Origin of the sequence: Dehalobacter restrictus DSM 9455, from assembly GCF_000512895.1 — a bacterium.
Taxonomy (GTDB): Bacteria; Bacillota; Desulfitobacteriia; order Desulfitobacteriales; family Syntrophobotulaceae; genus Dehalobacter; species Dehalobacter restrictus.
In genome coordinates this window covers 1783521-1808270 of the sequence record NZ_CP007033.1, presented here as the reverse complement: position 1 = coordinate 1808270, position 24750 = coordinate 1783521, and the positions used below count along the sequence as shown (strand labels likewise).

Annotated in this window: 22 protein-coding genes; 19 read left to right on the top strand and 3 right to left on the bottom strand. The window is 46.6% G+C overall.

The window, feature by feature from the left end:
- Positions 1-151: 151 nt before the first annotated feature.
- The 15 genes from DEHRE_RS08650 to DEHRE_RS08580 all read left to right on the top strand — a co-directional run bounded on the left by DEHRE_RS08650 (position 152) and on the right by DEHRE_RS08580 (position 15039).
- Complete coding sequence (locus DEHRE_RS08650; protein ID WP_019226471.1) at positions 152-457, top strand: hypothetical protein; 306 nt, start codon at positions 152-154, stop codon at positions 455-457.
- Between the two features lie 199 nt (positions 458-656).
- Positions 657-1322: a hypothetical protein gene (locus tag DEHRE_RS08645; protein WP_019226470.1), complete on the top strand. Its 666-nt coding sequence runs from the start codon at positions 657-659 to the stop codon at positions 1320-1322.
- Positions 1310-1534: a 4Fe-4S dicluster domain-containing protein gene (locus DEHRE_RS08640; RefSeq protein WP_019226469.1), complete on the top strand. Its 225-nt coding sequence runs from the start codon at positions 1310-1312 to the stop codon at positions 1532-1534. Before DEHRE_RS08645 ends, DEHRE_RS08640 begins: the two co-directional genes overlap by 13 nt.
- A 5-nt stretch (positions 1535-1539) precedes the next feature.
- The gene (gene vorB, locus DEHRE_RS08635) at positions 1540-2604 is read left to right on the top strand and encodes a 3-methyl-2-oxobutanoate dehydrogenase subunit VorB (protein ID WP_019226468.1); all 1065 of its coding nucleotides are present in this window, start codon (positions 1540-1542) and stop codon (positions 2602-2604) included.
- 2 nt (positions 2605-2606) lie between these two features.
- Positions 2607-3350: a thiamine pyrophosphate-dependent enzyme gene (locus DEHRE_RS08630; protein WP_019226467.1), complete on the top strand. Its 744-nt coding sequence runs from the start codon at positions 2607-2609 to the stop codon at positions 3348-3350.
- Positions 3350-3889 carry a 2-oxoacid:ferredoxin oxidoreductase subunit gamma family protein gene (locus DEHRE_RS08625; RefSeq protein WP_019226466.1) on the top strand — a complete coding sequence of 180 codons (540 nt, stop codon included), beginning with the start codon at positions 3350-3352 and terminating at the stop codon, positions 3887-3889. The genes DEHRE_RS08630 and DEHRE_RS08625 overlap by 1 nt, the downstream gene beginning before the upstream one ends.
- Before the next feature lie 279 nt (positions 3890-4168).
- Complete coding sequence (locus DEHRE_RS08620) at positions 4169-4720, top strand: helix-turn-helix domain-containing protein (protein ID WP_019226465.1); 552 nt, start codon at positions 4169-4171, stop codon at positions 4718-4720.
- 14 nt (positions 4721-4734) lie between these two features.
- A complete protein-coding gene (locus DEHRE_RS08615) occupies positions 4735-6423 on the top strand; it encodes an AMP-binding protein (protein WP_019226464.1) in 1689 nt (562 codons plus the stop codon).
- Positions 6424-6665: 242 nt separating this feature from the next.
- The gene (locus tag DEHRE_RS08610) at positions 6666-7247 is read left to right on the top strand and encodes a bactofilin family protein (protein WP_242836919.1); all 582 of its coding nucleotides are present in this window, start codon (positions 6666-6668) and stop codon (positions 7245-7247) included.
- 207 nt (positions 7248-7454) lie between these two features.
- Positions 7455-10115, top strand: a complete 2661-nt coding sequence (gene polA / locus DEHRE_RS08605; protein ID WP_025205817.1) for a DNA polymerase I — start codon at positions 7455-7457, stop codon at positions 10113-10115.
- Between the two features lie 12 nt (positions 10116-10127).
- Complete coding sequence (gene mutM / locus DEHRE_RS08600; protein ID WP_019226461.1) at positions 10128-10949, top strand: DNA-formamidopyrimidine glycosylase; 822 nt, start codon at positions 10128-10130, stop codon at positions 10947-10949.
- A gap of 74 nt (positions 10950-11023) precedes the next feature.
- A complete protein-coding gene (locus DEHRE_RS08595) occupies positions 11024-12898 on the top strand; it encodes an ABC-F family ATP-binding cassette domain-containing protein (RefSeq protein WP_019226460.1) in 1875 nt (624 codons plus the stop codon).
- 107 nt (positions 12899-13005) lie between these two features.
- Positions 13006-13668, top strand: coding sequence for a sporulation membrane protein YtaF (gene ytaF, locus DEHRE_RS08590; RefSeq protein WP_019226459.1), 663 nt, complete (start codon positions 13006-13008; stop codon positions 13666-13668).
- Positions 13669-13676: 8 nt separating this feature from the next.
- A complete protein-coding gene (gene coaE / locus DEHRE_RS08585) occupies positions 13677-14261 on the top strand; it encodes a dephospho-CoA kinase (protein ID WP_019226458.1) in 585 nt (194 codons plus the stop codon).
- A 193-nt stretch (positions 14262-14454) separates the two neighbouring features.
- Positions 14455-15039 (top strand): lytic transglycosylase domain-containing protein, encoded by a 585-nt coding sequence (locus DEHRE_RS08580; protein WP_019226457.1) that lies wholly within the window; start codon positions 14455-14457, stop codon positions 15037-15039.
- A 284-nt stretch (positions 15040-15323) separates the two neighbouring features.
- On the opposite strand, the gene thrB is transcribed toward DEHRE_RS08580, so the two are convergent.
- From thrB to DEHRE_RS08560, 3 genes are all read right to left on the bottom strand, one after another.
- Entirely contained in the window at positions 15324-16223 is a 900-nt protein-coding gene (gene thrB, locus DEHRE_RS08570; RefSeq protein WP_019226455.1) for a homoserine kinase, read from the bottom strand.
- A 318-nt stretch (positions 16224-16541) separates the two neighbouring features.
- Entirely contained in the window at positions 16542-17951 is a 1410-nt protein-coding gene (locus tag DEHRE_RS08565) for an IS1182 family transposase (RefSeq protein WP_019226930.1), read from the bottom strand.
- Positions 17952-18079: 128 nt separating this feature from the next.
- Complete coding sequence (locus DEHRE_RS08560) at positions 18080-19375, bottom strand: homoserine dehydrogenase (RefSeq protein WP_019226839.1); 1296 nt, start codon at positions 19373-19375, stop codon at positions 18080-18082.
- Positions 19376-19755: 380 nt separating this feature from the next.
- Here DEHRE_RS08560 and ilvE point away from each other — a divergent pair, with 380 nt between their 5' ends.
- From ilvE to ilvN, 4 genes are all read left to right on the top strand, one after another.
- Positions 19756-20622, top strand: a complete 867-nt coding sequence (ilvE, locus tag DEHRE_RS08555; protein ID WP_019226840.1) for a branched-chain-amino-acid transaminase — start codon at positions 19756-19758, stop codon at positions 20620-20622.
- Positions 20623-20759: 137 nt separating this feature from the next.
- The gene (gene ilvD / locus DEHRE_RS08550; protein WP_019226841.1) at positions 20760-22457 is read left to right on the top strand and encodes a dihydroxy-acid dehydratase; all 1698 of its coding nucleotides are present in this window, start codon (positions 20760-20762) and stop codon (positions 22455-22457) included.
- A gap of 4 nt (positions 22458-22461) precedes the next feature.
- Positions 22462-24213 (top strand): biosynthetic-type acetolactate synthase large subunit, encoded by a 1752-nt coding sequence (gene ilvB, locus DEHRE_RS08545; RefSeq protein WP_019226842.1) that lies wholly within the window; start codon positions 22462-22464, stop codon positions 24211-24213.
- Positions 24213-24692: an acetolactate synthase small subunit gene (ilvN, locus tag DEHRE_RS08540; RefSeq protein ID WP_019226843.1), complete on the top strand. Its 480-nt coding sequence runs from the start codon at positions 24213-24215 to the stop codon at positions 24690-24692. Before ilvB ends, ilvN begins: the two co-directional genes overlap by 1 nt.
- The last annotated feature ends 58 nt before the right edge of the window (positions 24693-24750 follow it).

Sequence of the window (24750 nt, the reverse complement as noted above, 5' to 3'; positions counted from 1 at the left end):
AATCGACAATTTACGAATACGGGTGTTTATGATTCGGATCTGAGTCTAAACACCCGTATTTGCTGTTCATCGGACAATGATGGATTGAGGGACGATGGATGTAATCAAATGGTTCTTATGGTATTCTTAACATAGATGTCGGTATAAGGTAGTGAAGAAAGACGAAAAGGTTTCGAGCAGCGAAAGTACTGCCGGAGGTGGGAATTCAGCCGGTCAAAGCGGAAGCAGTTCTCAAATTAATTCTGAAGCGACAAAAGTGCTGCTGCGTACTGTTTACAGCCAATTAGGGACCGTCTATGCAAATGTAAAAACAGTGCAGGAAAAGCAAATTGTCGGATCCATGATGACGGTTGTCAATAATCTGATCCAAAATCCTTCCTCGCCTTATCGCGATCAAGCCGGCAGGGTCATCGCAGAATACAACAAGCTTACCGCGGAAGAAAAAAAAGTGATCTAAAGCTTGCGATGCTGACCTATATGGACACCGATATCGCTTTGAAATTAAAGGAGTTATTCGGATTATAAAAAAACAACGATGCAAGCATTAAATAAGCTGGAAATTGAGTATTAAATATGTATTGAAGTTGATATCAAACGTGAATTTGTGGTATTATTAATTTTAATTGTCTTATAATTCTTACTTTAGGAGGTCTCGTGTGCAGAGTGCAAGGGTTACCATTTTTGCCGGTCACTATGGCAGCGGCAAGACGAGTATTGCTGTAAACTACGCCTTGTGGCTGAAAAAAAGTCATCAGAAAGTCACCATTGCCGATCTGGATATTGTTAACCCTTATTTCAGAACGAAAGATAGCGCGCAGATGCTGAAAAGGTCAGGGATTAAGCTGATCTCCTCGGATTATGCGAATTCGAATGTTGATATTCCTGCTGTTCCGGGAGAAATCAATGCGATATTTGACGAACGCGATGCCTATGCGGTGATTGACGTTGGCGGAGACGACAGAGGCGCCTATGCTCTCGGCCGCTATTACGAACAGCTCCACCGTACAGATGCTGCTGCTTACATTGTTGTAAATATGTACCGGCCTTTGAGCCGCGATGCCGAAGCGACGATTAGCATTAAATACGAAATTGAAGCGGCAGCGCGAATCAAATTTTCCGGAATTATTAATAATTCCAACCTGGGTAATGCTACTACCGCCTCCGATGTCATGAATTCGCTTCCTTACGCAGAGCAAATCTCTGAAAGGACGGGACTGCCGGTTGTGATGACAACCGTGCAGAGAAGTCTGGCAGCGGAACTGGCAAGTAATATTCAAAATATATTTCCAATAGATTTGGAGGAGTATGAATGGCAAAAGTGACGAAACTAACAATCGAGGCAGACAGATGCAAAGGCTGCTCTCTTTGTGTAAACGCTTGTCCTAAGAAGTTGCTTAGACTTTCGCCCGAAACCCTTAACAGCAAAGGATTTCATTCTGCGGAAATGACCGATCAGCAAGCGTGCACTGCCTGTGGGTTCTGTGCGATTATGTGTCCCGATGTTTGTATTCAGATTGAAAAAGAGGTGAATTAAAGCAAATGGCGGAAAAAGTATTAATGAAGGGAAACGAAGCAATTGCCGAAGCAGCGATTATGGCCGGATGCCGTCATTTCTTCGGTTATCCGATAACGCCTCAGACCGAGGTTGCAGCGTATATGGCCAAACGTATGCCGAAAATGGGGGGAACCTATTTGCAGGCGGAAAGTGAAATCGCAGCCATTAACATGGTTTACGGAGCATCCTCAGCGGGAGTCCGTGCGATGACATCTTCATCAAGCCCGGGAATTTCCCTGAAAAGCGAAGGCTTATCCTATATGGCAGGAAGCGATCTGCCTGCAGTGCTGGTCAACATTCAGCGTGGCGGTCCTGGACTTGGCGGAATCCGTCCGTCCCAGTCCGACTATTTCCAGGCAACACGGTCTTCCGGTCACGGAGACTTTCATATGATTGTACTCGCACCGAATAACGTTCAGGAAATGTTCGACCTGACGGTAGAAGCTTTTGAACTGGCTGACCAGTACCGGATGACCGCGATGATTTTAGGCGACGGGATGCTCGGACAGGTGATGGAGCCTGTGGACATCAGCCGTGGCGAAGCGGCGTCAAACGTTACCAAGGATTGGGCGCTGACTGGAACAAAAGGTCAGAGAAAAAGAAATGTCATTAATTCGCTTTATCTCGAAGCCGAAGAGCTCGAGATGCTTAACTTGAAACGTTTTGAAAAATACGCGGATGTTGAGAAAATTGCCAGAACGGACAATTACCTGACCGAGGATGCGGAAGTAATTATCGTCGCTTATGGTATCTGCGCCAGAATAGCCCGAAATGCGATTAACGAAGCCCGTAAAAAAGGCATAAAAGCAGGGTTGATTCGTCCGGTTACTTTATGGCCGTTCCCGAAAAACCAGCTGAAAACCGCAGCGGAAAAAGCAAAGGCTTTTGTGGTGGTCGAAATGAGTATGGGTCAAATGATTCAGGATGTGGAGCTGAGCATCCGCTGCAGCCGCCCGGTGCATCTCTGCAGCCGTACCGGTGGGATGGTTCCGACTCCAGAAGCTGTCTTGGAAGCCATAGAAAACGCTGCGCAGGCGGAAAGGAGTTAATTATGGAAATCGTTTTTCAAAGACCGAAAGCACTTTCAGATGTATCCAGTCACTATTGCCCCGGCTGTACCCATGGGATTATTCACAGGCTGGTTGCAGAAGTTCTGGACGAACTTGATCTTACCGGAAAAACAGTCGGTGTCGCCCCTGTTGGCTGCGCTGTACTTGCTTATAACTATTTTGAATGTGATATGGCGCAGGCAGCGCACGGCCGGGCTCCGGCAGTTGCGACAGGCCTTAAGCGCGCCAATCCGGCCAATATCGTCTTTACGTACCAGGGTGATGGAGACCTTGCGGCCATTGGGACGGCTGAGACCATTCATGCAGCGGCCCGAGGTGAGAATATCACCATTATCTTTGTCAACAATGCTATTTACGGCATGACCGGCGGACAAATGGCCCCTACGACCATCCCTGGCCAGATCACCCAGACCTCTCCTTACGGAAGAGATCCAAAGTATGCAGGCTTCCCCCTGAAAGTCTGCGAAACGCTTTCCACGATTGACGGGACGGCCTACGCCGAGCGCGTATCTGTCGATAGTGTTAAAAATGTGATCAACGCCAAGAAGGCGATCAAAAAGGCTTTCGAATATCAAATCGCCGGGAAAGGCTTTACGATTGTCGAGGTTCTGTCGACCTGCTCGACCAACTGGGGGCTTGAGCCTGTTGAGGCGCTCACCTGGCTGCGCGAGAACCTGATTCCTTACTACCCGCTGGGTGTCTATAAGGATAAGGAGGTTTTCTAATGAGCACGACACTTGAACTTATGATTGCAGGGTTTGGCGGACAGGGTGTGCTGTTTGCCGGCAAAATTCTCGTCTATGCCGGGCTGCTCACGGGCAAGGAAGTCAGCTGGCTTCCGTCCTATGGGCCGGAAATGCGCGGCGGCACAGCTAATATCAACGTGATTGTTAGCGATACACCGATCGGATCACCGATTATTACCTATCCCGGGATGTTGGTTGCGATGAACCAGCCGTCCCTCGAAAAATTTGAAAGTGATGTCCAGAAAAACGGGACAATCATCATTGATTCCTCCCTGATCCCGATTCAGGTACAGCGTCCCGATGTTCAGACCTTTTATATACCGGCCACGAAGCTGGCTGAAGACGCTGGTCTGAAAGGACTCGCGAATATGGTCATGGTTGGGAAAATTGCCAAAGAAGCCGGCATTTTTGATTTGGAGATGCTGAATAAAGCAGTATCCAAGTCGATTCCGGAGAGGAAGAAAGATCTTCTGGCATCCAATATCAAAGCGATAGAAATCGGGTATAAATTTAACTAAAGTCGTAGCGTCTTAACTTAAGTAGTAGCGTTTTGACTTAAGTATTTTAAAAAAGTCTTGTAAAAGTATTGCCGTATTGTATTACAGCATAGTATTATAATACTATTGAAACATAGTGTTATAGTATAGTAGTATGATTCGGCAATTATTTTAGTATAGCAGGAAGGTTCTAAACGCTTTCTGCTATACATAAGTGCAGCTAAGGCTGTAGCCTTAGCCAAGGCTTGGCTTCAGCCAAGTTTACTTAAAACAGGAAAATTATAAGGAGGTGCCATTAACTTGACTGATCAACTAAAGGATATGGGCGCACGTTTATTGATGCTGCGCGAGTCAACGGGCTTCACGCCGGAAAGGATTGCTGAGATACTCGATGTTCCGGTTGCGGATTATCTTCAATATGAAACAGGGGAAAAAGATTTTTCGTTTAGTTTTCTGTACAATGTTGCAGGTATTTTAGGGGTTGACGTACTGGATATCATCAGCGGTGAGTCACCGAAGCTATCCACCTGTTGCGTGGTCAGAGCCGGCGGCGGGTATGAGATCAACCGCCGAAAAGCTTACGATTACAAGCACCTGGCCTTCACCTTCCGCAATAAGAAAGCTGAACCGTTTATGGTGACAGTAGAACCGAACAATGCAATACCGGAACGTCATTCCCATGACGGGCAAGAATTCAATTACCTGGTTTCAGGATCCATGGACTTTTTTATCGGTGAGATGGTTTACGAACTCGGTGAGGGTGACAGCGTTTACTTCGATTCGTCCGTTCCCCACGCGATGAAGGCCCATGGCGATGCTCCGGCAAAATTCCTGGCCATCGTCATGAAATAAAGGAGGACGCGCACATGATCATGTATGAGAAGTATATTGGCAGACACCGGGACGACTATGTCACGCTGGAAGATTTATATAAGAATTTTAAGGTGACCTGTCCGGATGATTTTAACTTTGCCTACGATGTCCTTGATAAACTGGCTGAGGAGAAACCCGATCAGCTGGCGATGCTCTGGGTAAGCAATAATGGTGAAGAAAAAAGAATTACGTTTGCTGAAATGAAACGCTGGTCTGATAAGACGGCGAATTATTTTAAGTCACTTGGCATTAAAAAAGGAGATCTTGTCCTACTGGTTTTAAAAAGAAGCTATTTGTTCTGGTATGCGATGATGGCCCTGCATAAAATTGGCGCAGTGGCCGTTCAAGCAACGAACCTGCTGACGGCTAAAGATTATATCTATCGCTGCCAGGCGGCAGGTATCAAGATGGCCGTGATTACCGCAGACGGTGATTGTACCCGGCATTTTGACGAGGCTGCTCCAGAATGTAAAACGGTTCAGATGAAAGCGGTGACCAAACATAAGGATGCAGGAGAGGGCTGGCTCGATTTTGAAGCCGGGATTGAAGCTGCGTCTGACAAATGGGAACGCCCTACCGGCGAAGAAGCGACCAAAGTCACGGATATGCTGATTATGGCCTTTTCCTCCGGAACGACCGGCTATCCCAAGATGGTCTCGCATGATCATGCTTATCCCTTAGGACATATTATGACGGGCATTTTTTGGCACAGAGTAGAGCCTGGCGGCCTTCATTTCACAATTTCCGACACTGGCTGGCTGAAATCCCTCTGGGGCAAAATGTATGGCCAGTGGTTAGGTGAATCAGCGGTTTTTACTTATGACTTTGATACATTCAACGGTGCGGATATTTTGCAGAAACTGGAGAAATACCAGATAACCACTTTCTGTGCACCGCCGACCATGTACCGCTTTATGCTGCGGGAAGATGTCAAGAGCTACAATTTGTTGGCGCTGAAACACTGCTGCACCGCAGGAGAGGCCTTAAATCCGGAAGTGTTCAATCAATGGCGGCAGGCTACCGGATTGCGTATCTTTGAAGGCTTTGGGCAGTCGGAGACAACCGTCTGCTGCTCAATCCTGTACCCATGGGTGCAGCCGCGACCCGGTTCGATGGGGATGCCTACACCCGGTTATCAGATGGTTGTTGCGGATGAAGACGGCAAAGAGGTTGACCCTGGTGTGACCGGGGAAATCTGCATCAAAGCTCCGGATTACGCGACCAAGACGAAAGGTCTTTTCATGGGCTATTACCGGGACGAAGTGAATACGCAGCGTTCCTGGCATGACGGCCTGTATCATACCGGTGATCTGGCCTACCGTGATGAGCTTGGTTTCTTGTGGTATATCGGCAGGAATGACGACATTATTAAATCATCCGGTTACCGCATCGGGCCTTTTGAAGTCGAGTCGGCGCTCGCAGAGCATCCTGCTGTTCTGGAATCAGCGGTAACGGGTGTTCCGGATCCTATCAGAGGATTTAATGTCAAGGCGACGATCGTACTGAACAAAGGTTACGAACCTTCGGAAGACATGATTAAGGAATTGCAGGATCATGTCAAAAAGGTAACCGCACCCTATAAATATCCGAGGGTAATTGAGTTTGTGACCGAGCTTCCCAAAACCATCAGCGGCAAAATCCGCAGGGTTGAAATCAGGGAAAAGGATTCGCGGTCCGAATAAACGTACAGGATAATTGACATAAGAAAGAGGATGCAGTTTTTGCTGTGTCCTCTTTCTATTTCCACTATGTGCCTGATCCTATATATTTCGGCTGATTACTCTAAGTTATTGTGGACTTATATATCACTGTTTGCAGTTATTGTATAAAAATAGGACTAATGGCCTATATAATATTTGGGTCCGTTGTCATATCCTAAATTTAAATATAATGTTTAATAATGGAAGAGTGAAAGGAAAAGAAGATGGAAGCTGTCGAATTTGGTAAAAAAACAGATAATGACGTGTACGTTGCCAAAGAATGCAAAATAACAGGAAAAATAAACTCCAGAACCAATGTGATAATTGATGGGGAGCTTGAAGGAACAATTGAAACAAAAGCAGATCTGCTTGTGGGTCCGCATGGAAAAGTAGAAGCGGAAATTTTTGCTGTAAACGCCCGGATACAGGGAGAAGTACATGGGAATATTACAGCTGAGAACTTATTGGTAATAGCTTCAACTGCCGTAGTCTATGGCGATATAAAAACAAAAGGGCTTCAGATTGAACAGGGTGCAAGGTTCATAGGGAAGAGTCAGAACCATGACCAAGCAGATGGCATAACTGTACTGGAATCCAACCCTGAGACTGAATATGTGAGCGAGCCTTCTGACGATCTTAAATCCATAGAAGAAAAAAGAAAAAGTCAAAACTTTCCTTTAAGCCTATTGTCTATAACAGGATGCCTTAGAGAGGCGGGAACTGTCTGCCCTCGGAGGTCAATGCCAATATCCGGGAGATCTCCGATACTTTTCAGAGAAAAGCAGATGAAGGATCGAAATCAATGATGCAGCGGACAAAGAAGTATGAATGACTGAAATCAGCGGATATTAAACGGCTTGCAGTAATGCAGCCGTTTATTTTTCTGTGCTGTGTACTTGTTGTACTTGATTCTAGAAAAGGTTATGATATAGAAAGGTATATTCAAAGGAATTGTTTTGACGAATGATTCCGAGGGAGATTCTGAAGAAACGGTTCTTGAAAGGAGTATTACAATGCCCCGGATGCTGATCTTAGACGGTAACAGTCTTATAAATAGAGCTTTCTATGCGCTTCCGCCGCTTACTTCCAACGAAGGGCTTCCGACGAATGCTGTACACGGTTTTTTAACCATGCTGTTCAGGCTACAGAAAGAGCAGAAGCCAGATTATTGGGTCGTAGCTTTTGACAAGACGAAAGCAACGGTCCGCATCGAGCAGTTTGCAGGCTACAAAGCTCACCGGAAAGAGACACCGGAGACTTTGCGGCCGCAGTTTAATTATCTTAAAGAAATTTTGCGGGTGATGGCCGTTCCGATCCTGGAACTGGAAGGTTACGAAGCGGATGATATCATAGCGACAGTAAATGATCTGGCGATTGCCCAGCAAATAGAAGTTTTAATCTTTACCGGAGACAGGGACGCTCTTCAGCTGATTTCACCGCATAGCTCTGTGCTGCTGACAATGAAAGGGATTTCGGAAGTTGAATGTTACAACGAACAACGGCTGGAAGAAAGATATCTGCTGAAGCCTGCTCAGATTATCGATCTGAAAGGCCTGATGGGGGACGTTTCGGACAACATCCCCGGGATTCCCGGTGTGGGGGAAAAGACAGCACTGAAACTGCTTCACGAATATGGGTCCGTCGAAAATGTGCTGCAGAATAAGGATGAAGTCAAAGGCAATAAATTAAAGGAACTGCTGAATCAATACGCTGATCAGGCACTCTTAAGCAAAAAGCTCGCAGCAATGATTCACGATGTGCCGGTTGCGTTTTCTCTTGACGACTTAAGATGGGCGGAGCCGGACAAAGATGCCTGCAAAAAGATCCTTCATGGCTACAGCTTATATAAAGTCGCGTCGCTGTTTGAACAGAGCCTCGCTGCGGTAACGGGTCCTGAGCAAATCATCGAAAAAGGCAAGAAGCAAAAAGCATCAGGGGCAGAGATCATTGATACTATCCAGCAAGAAAAGAACATGGACGGAGAAGGCTGGCTGGAGCTGCTGAATACCTGGCTTGAGCAGAAACCGGTCCTCGCACTCAGTTATCGTTTTGAGGGCAGGAATATTCATCAGGGGCTCTGGACTGAAATGGGGATCTGCGATGAACATTATACGTATTCGCTAAACCGGTATGCTGCTGCTCCAAGTGTACTGCGTCTCTGGGAAGAAATCCTGGCTGACGACGGTGTCCGCAAAGTGGTGGCAGACAGCAAGGGGGTATATTCACTGCTTCTGAATGAGAATAAGACATTCGCCGGCGTTGATTTGGATTTAAGCCTGGCCGCTTATCTGTTAAACCCGAACCGGTCCAATTATAGCGCTTCCGAATTGCTGGGGGATTATGTGACGGATCTGTTTTCAAATACGCCGGCCCGTGAGGCTGCGTTGCTGCGGAAACTTGCCGCTTCCTATATGGAAAAACTGGCGGAAGACGATCTTGAAAAGCTCTTGCATGAGGTTGAAGAGCCTTTAAGCCTCATATTGGCTAGGATGGAAAAGACCGGAATTGCCCTGGACAAGGCGAAACTCCAGGAATATGGTCAGGAACTTGAGGTTAAGATCGGCCGATTGGAAAGTGAGATTTACAATCTGGCCGGTGAAAACTTTAATATCAATTCGCCGCAGCAGCTTGGCAGGATTCTATTTGAGAGTTTAGGGCTCCCGCCACTCAAAAAAACCAAAACGGGTTATTCAACAGATGCAGAAACGCTGGAAGAATTGCGGACAGAGCACGCTGTCGTGGAAAAACTACTGGAATACCGGCAGCTGGTCAAACTGAATTCCACCTATGTCAAGGGCCTGCTGGCCCAGTGCTGTGACGGCAAAATTCATACCACGTTTCAGCAGACGGTTACAGCTACCGGCAGACTTTCCAGTACCGAACCGAATCTGCAAAACATTCCAATCCGTCTGGAAGAAGGCCGGAGACTTAGGAAGGTTTTCCAGGCAACTCAGGAAGACTGGCTTTTGTTATCCGCGGATTATTCTCAGATCGAATTAAGAATTCTGGCGCATTATTCGAAAGATCCAATACTTTGTGAGTCCTTCCTGGTCGGGGAAGACGTGCACAGGCGTACAGCTGCCGAGGTGTTTGGCGTAGCGCTGAACGAAGTCAATTCAGATATGCGGCGCAAGGCCAAAGCGGTTAACTTTGGTTTAATGTATGGTCTGACGGACTTTGGACTGGCCCGCGATCTGACCATTTCGAGAAAAGAAGCAAAATACTATATCAGCCAGTATTTTGAAAGATACAACGGTGTTCACCGGTATCTCGAGGAGGCTGTCACTGAAGCTAAAGAAAAGGGAGAGGTTCGTACGCTGCTGAACCGGCTGCGGAAAATCCCCGAATTGTCTCATCCAAACAGAATGACGCGGCAGTTTGGCGAACGGATTGCCAAGAATACCCCGATTCAGGGAACCGCGGCTGATATTATGAAAATTGCGATGATCAAAGTAGCGGAAGCGATTGAGGGCCTGCAGGCAGAAATTTTGCTTCAGGTTCACGACGAACTGGTAGTCCAGGTCGAACCGTCAGCGCTTCCCAAGGTCGCAGCAATTGTCAAGAAAGAGATGGAGCAGGCTTTCCCGATTTCTGTTCCATTGCTGGTAGACTGCAAAGTCGGAAGCAACTGGTATGATATGGTCCCTTATCAGGTGGATGCGCTGTTGTTTTAGGAGGTCGATCCGATGCCTGAACTGCCCGAAGTAGAAAGTATCCGGCTGTCCCTGGCTGCAAGGATTCTGGGAAAGACAATTGAAGATGTCGAAGTCCGATGGCCTCCGGCAGCAGTTTCTCTGGCGGATGAGGATTTCAGCGCTTTGGCCAGGAACCGGACGATTGAAAGCCTTGACAGACGCGGCAAGTATCTGCTCATGAACCTGAGTCACGGCCTTACGATGATCATTCATTTCAGGATGACCGGACGTTTGATCTATTATCCTGAGCAGCACGAGCCAAATAAACATACGCATGTTGTGTTTAGGCTCGATCAGGGGGAGCTTCATTACTCCGATATCCGTAAATTCGGCAGAATACAACTGGTGTCTTTTCAAATGGCCTTTAAGGCTGCCTGCTTGGCTAAACTTGGTCCGGAACCGCTGGACGAGTCATTTACATTTGACCAGCTCGGGATGCGTCTCGCCAGGAAAAAGAGTACGATCAAGGCTGCGCTGCTGGATCAGACCGTCGTAGCCGGTATCGGAAATATTTATGCGGACGAGGCTCTGTTCCGCGCGGGCATTTTGCCGGATAGAAATACGGCTTCGTTAAAGGTGTCGGAGATTATTCTGCTTTACGATGCGATCTGTGAGGTTCTGCAGGAAGGAATCACGGCTGGCGGAACATCATTTCGTGATTATCGTGATGCAGACGGCAAGAAGGGTGCATTTCAGGAAAATCTGATGGTTTACGGACGCAGCGGTCAGGAGTGTAAATATTGCGGAGGTCAATTGGCTAAAATCAAAGTAGCCGGAAGGACAACGGTGTACTGTCCGAACTGCCAGAAATAGATGAAATTTGTTTTGAAGAAGGAATAACTTTTAATGCAGGAAGAAAGAATCCAGGAGGAGTATTTCACAGAAGGATGAGCATACTTTATTGCAATGGACTTGAAATTGAAGTAGCAGGGAGCACTCTGCTGGATCATATAACGCTGCGTTTGGAAAAGGGTCAAAAAGCCGGCCTGGTCGGAGCCAATGGGGCAGGTAAGACAACACTGATAAGGGCTGTCATGGGAGAGATTGCTCATGAAAGCGGAGATATCAACTGGCAGGGTACTGTCGGTTATCTGCCGCAGACGACTGCATCCTCAGCAGAACACGGTACAGTATTTGAACAAATGCTGGCGGAACGTCAGGATATTCTTGATCTGCGGGACAATCTCAGATCCCTGGAAAATAAAATGGCGGAACAGGCCGACGAGAAAACGCTCGAAAGGTACAGTCTGTTTACGGAACAGTATGAAAGGGCGGGCGGTTATGCGCTCGAAGCCAGGATCCGCAAGATCCTGACCGGACTCGGGATGGACCGGCATCAGACGACTGAAGCGAATCATTTAAGCGGTGGTCAGAAAACCCGTCTGGCGCTTGGCAAACTTCTGCTGCGTGATCCGGACGTTCTGATTCTTGACGAGCCTACGAACCATCTCGATATTGAGGCACTGGAATGGCTTGAAAATTACCTGGCCGATTATGCTGGAGCTATGCTTGTCGTTTCCCATGACAGGTATTTCCTGGACAGGGTCGTGGACAGCACCTTCCTGATTGAGGATGGGTTCCTGAAAGCTTACAATGGCAATTATTCGGAGTTTGAACTGCAGCGGAATATTGAAAAAATATCGCTGACCAGAGAAGCGGAACGGATCAATAAAAAAATTGCGGACCTGGAGGAGTATATCCGGCGTCATGGTGCCGGAATCAAAGCTAAACAAGCCCGGGGCAGGGAATCCATGCTGAAAAGAATTACGCCGGTGAATGCGCCGAAAGATTCGAAAAAACTCAGCATAAGCCTCCAGGCCAAAACCCGCTCAGGAGACCGGGTTCTCGAGATAGACGATCTGGCCGTTAAGTACGGGCAGAAAACCATATTTGAACATGTAGGTTTGGAATTGCGCCGGGGTGATAAGATTGCCCTGCTCGGCAGAAACGGGATTGGAAAGACAACGCTGTTAAGAGCTGTTACAGGACAAATCCCGTATAACGGTACGATCCGGACCGGGGCGAATGTCTCCGTCAGCTACTATTCCCAGGAGCATGAGAATATTGGCTTAAGGGAAATTGTCATGGACGAGATCCGTTATTCTTCAACGCTTGACGATCCGGAAATACGCAATGTTTTAGCCCGTTTTGGCTTCCGGGGAGAGGATGTATTCAAACCTGTTGCTGGTTTAAGTGGGGGAGAGAAAAGCAGGCTGGCACTTTGCAAGCTTTTTCTGAATCAGGGGAACCTGCTTTTGCTTGATGAGCCGACCAACCATCTCGATATGGAGACGAGAGAAGTCCTGGAGGAAGTGTTGCAGGATTACAACGGGACAATTTTGACCGTATCCCATGACAGGTACTTTCTGAACCGAATCGTGAATAAGATTGCTTTGCTTACAGTGAATGGTCTGAAGGTATTTGAGGGAGACTACACGGCCTATCGTGAAATGAGCGAGAAGAGTGAAGATGAAGAAAAAGAATCTGCTCAAGCCGCTCAAGATCAGACCTGTAAAAATGAAGAGGTTCAAAAAGCCAGAGATTACAGGGAAGAGTCCAAGAATACCAAACGGATAGAAAAAAAGATCAAGCAAATCGAGGAAAAAATTGCGGAAACAGAATTATTGCTTCAAGAAATTGAGGATAAGCTCGATGCCGCAGCCAGTGATTATGAACTGACATTGTCACTTCACCAGTCGTATGAGAAAGTGCAGATAGAGCTCGATCATCTGATGGAGGAGTGGCTGGCTTACCAGGATTAGTACGAAAAAACTGACAGACCGACGATACAGATGAGCCAGCGCGGTACACCAAAACGAGGTTACAGCCATATATTATCCCGAAGGAAATACTTAAGGGGTAAAAGAATATGGGAATGGCAATGATCCTTGCTTTGGCTTTGAGTCTTGACGGTTTAGGGGTAGGGATGGCCTACGGTCTGAAGAGGATTCGGATACCGCTCAGTTCCATGATGATCATTGGTTTTTGTACGACACTCGCCATGACGGTTTCCATGTACTGCGGCCATCTGATCACGTCTCAACTTACGGTGATCCATCCCGGTATCTTGGGGGCAGTCGTTCTTATTGCAATCGGCTCGTATCAATTGATTCAGACTTTGAAAGGCAGAGCGGAACTTCCCGAAGCTGTACCGGTGATGACAACTGCAGCCGGACAGATAGATGACAATCCATATCGTACTTTGTTCTGCATTAATTTAAATTTCTTCGGCCTGGTCATTCAGGTTTTAAAGACACCGGATGCGGCAGACATTGACGGCTCCGGCGTCATTACACTGAATGAAAGTCTGCTTCTCGGCGTGGCATTGTCTCTGGATGCGTTTGCTTCGGGCGTAGCCGCTGCGCTGACAGGAATTCTCTGGTATGTCATCGGGATGGTGACATTGATGCAGATTCTGATGATCTTTACCGGTCAGGTATTGACAGGCAGACTTCCGGCGAGCGTGCTGGCGAGAGTCAGGTATCTGCCGGGGATCGTCCTGATACTCATCGGGTCATTAAAAATAATTTGAGGTTAAACATGATCAAAATTGGACTTACAGGAGGAATAGCAAGCGGCAAGACGCGTGTTGCCAGTTGGTTTGCGCAGAAGGGCATCCCGGTTTTTGACGCGGATGACGCAGTTCATAGGTTGTATGACGGGCCGTTGATCCCTTTGATCGGCAAAGAGTTTGGATCTGAATGCGTCCGAGATGGGAAGATTGACCGGGCGGAGCTGGGAAAAATCATATTTGCCGATCCTGAGGCCAGGCAAAGGCTTGAGGAACTTGTTCATCCTTTGATCCGGCAGCAGATGCAGGATCAATGCCTGAAGGCAGAAATCCAAAGTGAAAAGCTGATTATCCTGGATATTCCGCTGCTTCTGGAGACGGGATGGGGAAAATTTGTCGACGAGGTTTGGGTCGTTTATGTCCCTGCTGAAATACAAATCACCAGGCTGATGGAACGAAGTGGCTTGACTAGGGAAGAGGCCGAGCGGCGGCTTGCTGCGCAAGTGCCGCTTGAGGACAAAAAAAAGAAAGCCCACCGGGTCATTGATAATTCCGGGGACTGGAGAGAGACTGAAAAACAACTTGAGATGATTTGGAAAGAACTGTTTTCCTGAGATATCCACTCCATAGATTTTTCAGGCAAGGTCTCAGCTTGCCTTGAAGTAGCTTTGTCGTATATAATGTTTCAGAATTAAATCATATCTCCGCTTAGATGAACATACGGATAATCAAAAGATAATAAAAAAATGATGTTATCATTTAAGGGTTAACAAGATATTAGAATATATGAAATAGGATGGGTGCGTTTTGTTTATCGCAAAGAGGAAAATTGTTAAGACCATAGCAATTATTTTTTTATTGTTTATAATTTTGGCTGTATACCAGTCAAATTTTATCGGCAGAATGATGTATCCTTTTCCATACAAGCAGACGGTTGAAAAATATGCCGCCAAGTATGGAACAGATCCTTTGCTAGTGATTGCCGTAATCAGGGAAGAGAGCAGGTTCATCACCAAATCGAAATCATCCAAAGGGGCAGTCGGATTGATGCAGCTGATGCCGGGGACAGCGGAAGAGATAGCTGTCTGGCTCAATGAAGATTACGCAAAGGTTGACTTACTTGATCCGGAAACCAATATTCGTTACGGCACCTGGTACCTTGCTTCTTTGAATAAGGAGTTTTCCGGCAATACGGTTCTTACCCTGGCAGCTTATAACGCCGGGATCGGCAGGGTACAAAGCTGGCTGGATGATTGGCCGAAGGACCCGAATGCGTACCGTATTGAGGAAATTCCAATTACAGAGACCAGGGAATATGTCGAGAAAGTTTACAGAAGTTATGAAAAATATTTGGCCCTTTATGCTACTCAGCATTCTGGAGGGCGAGAATAAATGCTTTTAATTTAGTAATTGTAAGCTGTCTGTCGTTTTTGCTTTTTTGTTTGACTGCAACACTGTGGAGAGAGTCCCAAAAAGCCGAGGTCATATTGCTTTCATTCACTTCAAATACAACAAAAGGCAGGGCCCTGTGTATAATATAGTTCCTGATCTTGGATGATGAAGGAAGAGAAACCAATGCGCAGTTCACCTTTTTTCATACGGACAGGATCCGGGAGAGCCGCAATTTCATAGTACTGATGTAGGAGAAGGTTTTTCTTAGGGGTTACCCTAAAAAATCAAAATTCGGTTAGCACAGCTCCCTCAGAATCAATATCCAGGGTCAGGGCTTCAGAAGGTAAACCATTTTCTTGGAGTACGCCCTTCATCGTCAGGGCTATCTGATCTTCTTTGCCGTGAGGGCAAAAAGCAATCAAGGTCGGTCCGGAACCGCTTAGCGCTGCGCCGTACGCGCCGGCGAGCACGGCAGATTTTAAGGCTTCGGGCATACCGGGGATCAGAGAAGCCCGCTGATTTTGATGGATCCTGTCCTGAGTGGCAATCGCCAATAAATCGTATTCCTCTTTAATAAACGCATCAACTAAAAGGCCAACGCGGGAAGCGTTAAAGATCACATCAGTTCTGGAAACAGAAGCGGGCAGTATCCCACGCGCTTTTTCAGTTTCAACGAGAATATCCGGGATCACGACGACAGCTTTGAATTTTGGAAACTTCGCCAGCGTCCTCGGAATAAGCTTGTTTTCATCCATGACTGTCAGGGTGATGCCGCCGCAAAGAGCAGGCGAGACATTATCCGGATGGCCTTCGATTTCAGAAGCGACTTCAAGCAATTGAAGCCGGTTTAAAGGGTTCCCGGCTACCGCGTTGGCGATAATTAGTCCGCCGACGACGGCAGTGGAGCTGCTTCCGAGTCCACGGGCAGGCGGAACATGGCTTTCCAGGGTGATTTTTAAGGGTCTCGGCTGAAAATCAATTTTCTGCCACAGCTTGCAGGCGGTTTTCCATAAAAGGTTTTTTTCATTTGCAGGAATGTTACTCGTATAGGTGCCTTTAAGGATAATCTCCAGTTTTTCACTTTCTTCAGCCTGGATATAGTTATATAGCCTTAAAGCCAGTCCCATACAGTCAAAACCTGGTCCGAGATTTGCTGAAGTTGCTGGTACTTTTACTTGGAACATCTTTTCCTCCATTTTTTCGGCAGGTAATCTATGAATATGCCTATTTATTCGAATAAATTCTATAACAATTACTGAGGGAAGTAAACAGTCGGTACAACATTCTTAAACCCATTGCTCAAATAATTTCATTCAAGCCTGAATACCCTATATTAGGTCTGGGTGCCACAAGTTCCAGCGTCAAGCGGAGCATGGATGCGGAGCGCGGCTGTTAGCGCCATGGACAGACCGTGTAAAAACTCATCCTTAATTTACAGTTATAAAATTGATTTACCAATAATTGCTCTTGTTGTACTACAAATATAAAAATACAAAGGTCTTTTACCCCAGTACTTCAATCAATTTCTTTACTCCCAGTATGTTTATTACTCTTTTAATATTATAAGACAGCATTATCAAACTGATTTCAACTTCTACTTTTTCAAAGCCTTTCATCAGCAAATATGCTGCATTCATTGTCCGTTTTATTGTTCCAAATGGATGTTCAGATAAACATCTTCTCAAGAAATACTTTTCTGCATTTTCCTTTAATCGTTTTTGCATTTCTTCTAATATTTCTTCATGTTCCCATCTCTGAATTTCTCTTCCGGTCTTATTTTCTGTGCACTGACTTCTGATTTTGCAATATTTACAACCTTTTGTGTAATAGCTCCTTATTATCTTACCGTTTTTATTTGTTTGTTTTCTGTATGTTAGTTCTTGCTTCCCTGGACATATGTATATGTCTTTTTCTTTTATGTACTCAAATTTCTCGAGCTTATAGCCTTTTCCGCCACTTACTTCTGGCTTGGATACGTAGGGAACCATTCCATTATCTATACAGGCTTTGATTTCAGTTGACTTGTAATATCCTTTGTCTGCTAAAACATCTATGTTTTCAGTTTGCAGTATGTCCTGCGCTTTTAATGCCATGATAGACAGTTGATTTATGTCGCTTACTTCATTGGTTACTTTATAGTCTAATATCAGTTTGTTTCTCTCATCTACTATCGTTTGTATATTGTAGCAGACTTCCATTTTACGGTTGTTCATCATTAGTCTACTGTTTGGATCTGTGCTTGATATTTGGGTTTCTCCCGTTTCTTCCATCTTAGCCTTTAGGGTTTCATATTTTTCTTTGCGTTTTTTAATTGTCTCAATTCTCTCTTGCAGCTCTTCTTTCGTTATCGTTTTTGTGTCTTCTTCATTCTTATCATTTTCTTCAATTTCCTTCAGGTATTCGTTTATCTGCTTCTCAATTTCTTTTATCCTTGCAACAGCTTTTTCTTTTACAACGTTTTGTTTTTTTGAGTTTACTGCTTTAAATTTACTTCCATCTACCGATACTATTTCTCCCCCAAACATTGATAGTTTCTTACAGAGCAGCGTGAATTCTTTAAATACTTTTGGAATTTCTTCTTTGTTGTCTTTCCTGAAGTTTGCTATCGTTTTGTGATCCGGCCTTAGACTCTTTAGAAGCCACATTACCTCTAGATTTCTATGACATTCCTTTTCAAGCTTTCTACTCGATCTTATGGCATTGATGTACCCATACAGGTATAGTTTGAGCAGATCCTTTGGGTTATATGGAGGGCGCCCCGTTTCACTTGTTTTGGAATACTTAAATTCTGTTTCTATATTATCTACAAATGCATCAATAAACTGAACCTCATTGTCCTCTGTTATATAATCATCTATGCTTTCCGGAAATAGTGTAATTTGTTCGCGGTTTATTCCGTTTTTATATGGCATAATTATTCCCCTTATGATTCGGTTTCCTTACTTAATTATACCATATTTATCCATTATTCTCTACGTTTTTACACAGCCTGTGGAGGGCGCTATCTGCCGCAAGCGGAATTGTGACACCCAGACCAACCCTAGATACTTATTCCATTCGTCTCCAACCGAATAACATTGTAGATTTTATCCAGCTTGCTGTAGGAGTTCAGGGATTGGATGGCCTGACGGAGCTGTCCTTCCCGGCAGGGGTGGGTCACCAGTGCAATTTCGGCGCTTTTATCCGGCCGCGGTTTCTGGATGATGGAATGAAAGCTAATACCAGCTTCAGCAAAGAATAACGCCAGTGTTGCAAAGACTTTTGGCTCGTCTTTAACTTTAAGCCGGATGTAATAAGCGGTTGTAAAATCATCCGTTGAGATGATCGGATAGTTGCGGTAACAGCCGCAATTCAGGAGTCCTTCGGATCCGGCGGACATATTGCGTACAATCTGGATAATGTCGGCTACAACGGAACTGCCTGTCGGCAAGGCTCCGGCGCCTTTCCCGTAAAACATGGTTTCTCCGACAGCATCACCGGTGACATAAATCGCGTTGTACACACCGCTGATATTGGCCAGCGGATGTTTTTTGGAAATCAGGGCGGGATGCACCCTGACTTCGATCCCTTCTTCCTGATTTTTGGCAATGGCCAGCAGCTTAATCACGCAGCCGAGCTCATCGGCATAGTGGATATCTTCCGGAGAAACGTTGGAAATTCCTTCGGCATAAACATCGTTAAACGTCACGCGCGTATTAAAAGCCAGGGAAGAAAGAATCGCAAGTTTGCGGGCGGCATCAAGCCCTTCTACGTCGGAGACCGGATCTGCTTCAGCATAGCCGAGCTCTTGGGCTTCTTTCAGGACATCGGCAAAATTGCGTCCCTGTTCGGTCATAGCAGACAAAATATAATTGGTCGTACCGTTAATAATCCCAAGCAGTGAGGAGATCCGGTTGGCGGTCAGGGATTGCCTTAAGGCAGCGATAATCGGGATACCGCCAGCGACACTGGCTTCAAAGTACAAATCTCGACCGTTCTTTTTCGCAGCCTCAAGCAGTTCTTCTCCATTTTGAGCTAAAAGATCTTTATTGGCGGTAACGACATTTTTGCCGTTTGCCATTGCGGTCAGGATAAGCGTGCGGGCTGGCTCGATACCGCCCATTACTTCGACAACAATGTCAATTTCCGGATCATCCGTGATCTCCCTGGGATCGTCTGTCAAAATAATGCCGCGGCAATCCGGCCGAGGTTTATGGATATCATGGACTAAAGCCTTTTTTATAGTTATATCAGCATTGGTACGGGTACTGATGTCATACCGGTTATTTTCCAGTATGGCGGCTGTACCTGATCCGACAGTTCCAAAACCCAGTAAACCAATTACAATTTTCTTCATAAATAGTTCCTCCCTATCCCCTCTGAATGAACAAGTGTTTCTGTACAGTGGACATTATACCAAGCTATCCTGGAATTGGCAAGGATATTTTTGATCGGCCCACTGCAGGATGAAAAGTATACTCCAAATATATTGACACAGTTAACTGTATCATATACACTTAGATAAAATAATTATATGTGCTATAACACATCGTTGACGAGATAATGATGGTTCAGAAAGTCCGTAGAGTTTTTCTCATATATGAATATGCACGTTAGGAAGTGTATCAATTAGACTCCCTGTTTTTTTTATTAAGGTATATTTTACATGTTGATTGTGTTTCGTTACAATATAGATAGTGTTGAAATCAAAATTGAGTTTCGGAAAGGAGTATTCACATGATTATCTATTGCGATGGTAAATTTGTTGACAGCCAGGAGGCGAAAATTTCTGTATTTGATCATGGCTTTCTTTATGGAGATGGTGTATTTGAAGGGATCCGAGCCTATAATGGCCGGGTATTCAAATTAAAGGAACATATTGACAGACTGTATGAGTCAGCCAATGCAATTCTGTTAAACGTCGAGATAAGCCGTCGGGAAATGATGGATATCGTCGTGGAAACCGTAAGAAAAAATAACCTTACAGATGCTTATATTCGTCTGATCATTTCCAGAGGGGTCGGAGATATGGGCTTAGACCCAAGGAAATGCGCTAAATCGGAGATTATCTGCATTGCAGGCAATATCTCCCTGTACCCGCCAAGCATGTATGAAAACGGGATGGAAATTATTACGGCTGCAACTCGCAGGACCAGTTCGGATGCGTTAAGCCCGAGAATCAAATCCCTGAACTATTTGAACAATATTATGGCCAAGATTGAAGCCAATAGGGCAAGTCTGATGGAAGCATTGATGTTGAATCAGGAAGGGTATGTCAGTGAAGCCACCGGTGACAACATTTTCATTATCAAAGACGGAATTATAACCACACCTCCAGTTTATGCCGGGATTTTAAAAGGCGTCACCCGTGATTCGGTCATCGATTTAGCCCGCCAGGAAGGGATCACCGTTCAAGAAGAGCTGTTTCATCTGATTGATGTCTACAGTGCCGATGAGTGCTTCCTGACCGGTACGGCGGCTGAGCTGATTCCGATTATTATGCTGGATTCCAGAAAGATCGGGGACGGCAAACCAGGACCCGTATTTAAAAAGCTGCTGGCTAAATTCCACGAATATGTCAAAACAGAGGGAGAGCCTATCTAATACTGTACATTTCAGCGCGGACAAGTTATAGCTATAACACTGACAAAGCGTTATTTTTCTTCCTTACGATAGATTAAAGACCAAACGATAGATTAAAGACCAAAGACCGAAAATTTTTCCGGAAAGGAAGCGATCCCATGAACAGTGATGCAGTAAAAGTCGGAATTGACAGGGCACCTCACCGTTCTCTATTTAAAGCTCTCGGACTTACCGACCGGGAAATCAATAAACCCTTGATCGGTATCGTCAACTCCTTTAATGAATTTGTGCCCGGGCATATGCATCTGCGTCAAATTGCCGAAGCAGTTAAAGCCGGAGTCAGAGAAAACGGCGGCACGCCGCTCGAATTTTCGACGATTGGTGTCTGTGACGGCATTGCCATGGGACACGTTGGAATGCATTTTTCCCTGGCGAGCAGGGAGTTGATTACCGACTCCATTGAGATTATGGCCAGAGCGCATGCTGTCGATGCCCTGGTTTTTATTCCGAGCTGTGACAAAATCGTCCCAGGAATGCTGATGGCTGCGATGCGGCTGAATCTGCCGTCCATCGTCGTGAGCGGCGGGCCGATGCTGCCGGGCCGTCACGAGGGGAAAAATGTTGATTTTATTACCGTCTACGAAGGCGTTGGCAAAGTCTATAGCGGCCAGGAAAGCCAGGAGTGGCTTCAGGGCCTCGAACAGAATGCGTGCCCAACCTGTGGTTCCTGTGCCGGGATGTTTACGGCAAACTCCATGAACTGCCTGACAGAGGTCATCGGCATGGCCTTGCCCGGCAATGGTACGATACCGGCCGTCTATTCCGAGAGAATACGCTTGGCCAAAGAAACCGGCTATCAGGTTATGAACCTGCTGCGGGACAATATCCGGCCGCGTGATATCGTAACGAGCACTTCAATCAGGAACGGCGTTGCCGCCGATATGGCGTTGGGGTGTTCAACCAATACCATCCTTCATCTGCCTGCGATTGCGTTTGAAGGAGAAATAGAATTTGACCTGGCCGAGATCAATGCGATCAGTGACCGGACCCCTCAGATTTGCAAACTGAGTCCGGCGGTGAACGGGCATTATCTCGTCGAAGTCAATGAAGCAGGCGGGATCAGTGCCGTTTTGAAGAGCTTGCTGGATGCCGGTTTGATTGATGGTTCCGGGATGACAGTTTCCGGCAGTACCATGGCGGAAAGACTAAGCAGCGCGGTTGTCAAAAATCCGAGTGTGATTCGGCCGCTAACTGATCCGTACTCTGCCAAAGGCGGACTCTGTGTCCTGTTTGGTAACCTGGCGCCGGAAGGAGCCGTGATCAAAGTAGGTGCGCTGGCGAACAGAGATATTGTCTTCGAGGGCGCGGCCAAGGTCTACGACGGAGAAGACCTGGCGGCGGAAGCGATCCGCAGCGGCGTGATCAAAGAAGGCGATGTCGTGATTATCCGCTATGAAGGACCGAAGGGCGGGCCTGGTATGCGAGAGATGCTCGGACCAACAGCAACCCTAGCGGGAATGGGCCTTGATTCTTCCGTGGCACTGTTGACGGACGGACGTTTTTCCGGAGGCAGCCGCGGACTTTCGATCGGGCACATTTCTCCGGAAGCAGCGCTCGGCGGGGAGATTGCGTTCGTAGAGAACGGCGATATGGTTCGGATTGATTTAGAAAAACGGACCATTGACTGGCTTCTGCCCGAATCTGAAAAAGCAGAAAGAAGAAACAGCTTTGACCCCAAAAAAGGGTTGGAGAAAGTGTATAAAGTAGCAGGCCGGACAGGATATCTGGGACGTTACGTCCAATTTGCCCAGTCGGCCAATAAAGGAGCAGCTTTCCGGACAGTCAAGGAGGAATGAATGAATGGATAAGTCCAAAGAAGACGCCTTAATAGCCAGAGACCCTGAAATTACCTGGGAAGACGAAGAAAGTCTTGCTTTGGATAATTATAATGGCGCCAAAGCGCTGCTCGATGTACTGGACCAGGAGGGGGTAGAGCTGATCTTCGGGTATCCCGGCGGATCTTTGCTAGCACTGTATGATGCGCTTCTGGACAGCTCGATCCGTCATATCCTGCCAAGACATGAGCAGAGTGCTGTTCATGCCGCCGATGCCTACGCACGGGTCAGTGGCAAGGTGGGTGTCTGTCTGGCTACCTCAGGTCCGGGAGCCGCCAATATGGTCACGGGAATTGCAAATGCGTATATGGATTCCATCCCGCTTGTGATCTTAACCGGTCAGGTATCGACCCATCTGTTGGGGACAGATTCTTTTCAGGAAGTTGACATTACGGGGATCACGATGCCGATAACGAAGCATTCCTATCTGGTTAAAGATGCTAGGGATATCCCGCGTATTGTGAAAGAAGCGTTTTATATTGCGAGTACAGGCCGCCCGGGTCCGGTCCTGATCGATCTGCCGAAGAATATTATGGCAGCAGAGGTCAATGAGCCTTATCCGTCCAAAGTGGCGCTGAAAAGCTATAAATTTTTTACCAAGGGAAATCCCGGTCAGATTTCTGAAGCAGCCAGAGCACTGGCCCAAAGCAAAAAACCGGTTGTTTATGCCGGGGGAGGCGTCATAACCTCCGGAGCCGGCAAGATTCTTCAGGAAGTACTCGAAAAAACCAATCTTCCTGTGGTCACGACCCTGATGGGCATTGGCAGTGTCCCATCCAAACATCCGAATCATTTAGGGATGGTCGGAATGCATGGGACCATTACTGCCAATCTTGCCGTAGATGCGTGTGATTTACTGATTGCGATCGGTGTCCGCTTTGACGACAGGGTCACGAGCGGGCTGAAGCACCGTTTTGCCACGAAGGCGAAAGTCATTCATATTGACATCGATCCTGCCGAGATCGGCAAAGTCATCCGGGCACATATCCCGATTGTCGGAGATGCCAGACTTGTCCTGGAAGAGTTCCTTACCAAAATCAATCCGCCGGCCATTCAGGATTGGTGGAACGAACTCAGGAGCTGGCAAAAGGAATACCCGTTAAGCTATGAGCAGGATGGCCGCCTCAATCCGCAGACGATTTTGGAAGCGATGGGGAAAATCAGCGGGGAAGAAGCGATCGTGGTAACAGATGTCGGACAGCACCAAATGTGGGCGGCTCAATTCTGTCCGATTAATCAAGAAAGACATTTTATTACCAGTGCGGGTCTGGGAACGATGGGTTTTGGTCTTCCGGCTGTGATCGGCGCCCAGTTTGCGAAACCGGACAGTCTGGTCTTTCTGGTTACCGGAGACGGTTCTTTACAAATGAGCATCCATGAGCTCGCCACTGCGGTCCAATATCACCTTCCCGTAAAAATAGTCCTGATGAATAACGGGGTTTTAGGCATGGTTAGGCAGATGCAAAAAATGCTCTTTAACGAGCGTTTCAGCCAAATCCAGCTGGATGCCAATCCCGATTTTGTAAAGCTTGCCGACGCCTACGGGATCAAAGGGCGCAGAGTCGAGCAGGCCGATCAAGTTGAAGACGCCTTGAAGGAAGCTGTTGCAACGCCCGGACCGTTTTTGCTGGATTTCACGATCTCACCGGATGAAGTTGTACTTCCTTTTGTTCCTGCCGGTCAGGGAATTACCGAGATACTGGAGGGGAAGGAATAATGCTGCATACACTCGCAGTAATGGTTGAAAATGATCCGGGGGTCCTGGCAAGGGTATCAGGCCTGTTTTCCCGGCGGGGCTACAATATCTACAGCCTGACGGTATGTCAGACTGAAAATCCGGACCTTTCCATGATGACGATCGTGGTCGAGGGTGACAGCCAGGTCATTGAACAGGTCACCAAGCAGCTGCATAAATTGGTTGTCGTCCATAAGGTGACCAATCTGAGCCAGGAGTCCGTGGTGAACAGGGAGCTGGCCCTGATCCGGGTCAAGGTTAAATCGGATACCCGGCTCGAAGTACTCCAAACGGTAGACATCTTCAGGGGCAGAGTCGTTGATATGGGCAAAAATAACCTAACGATCGAGCTTACCGGGGATGAAGATAAGATCGATGCGTTTGTCAGAACGATGCGATCTTACGGCATTCTCGAACTTGTCAGAACCGGTAAAATTGTGATTGCCCGATCTGATAATTAATACGGTAAGCGACTGATAGATGCTTTACTAATAAATTTTCACTTAAATAAATAATGAA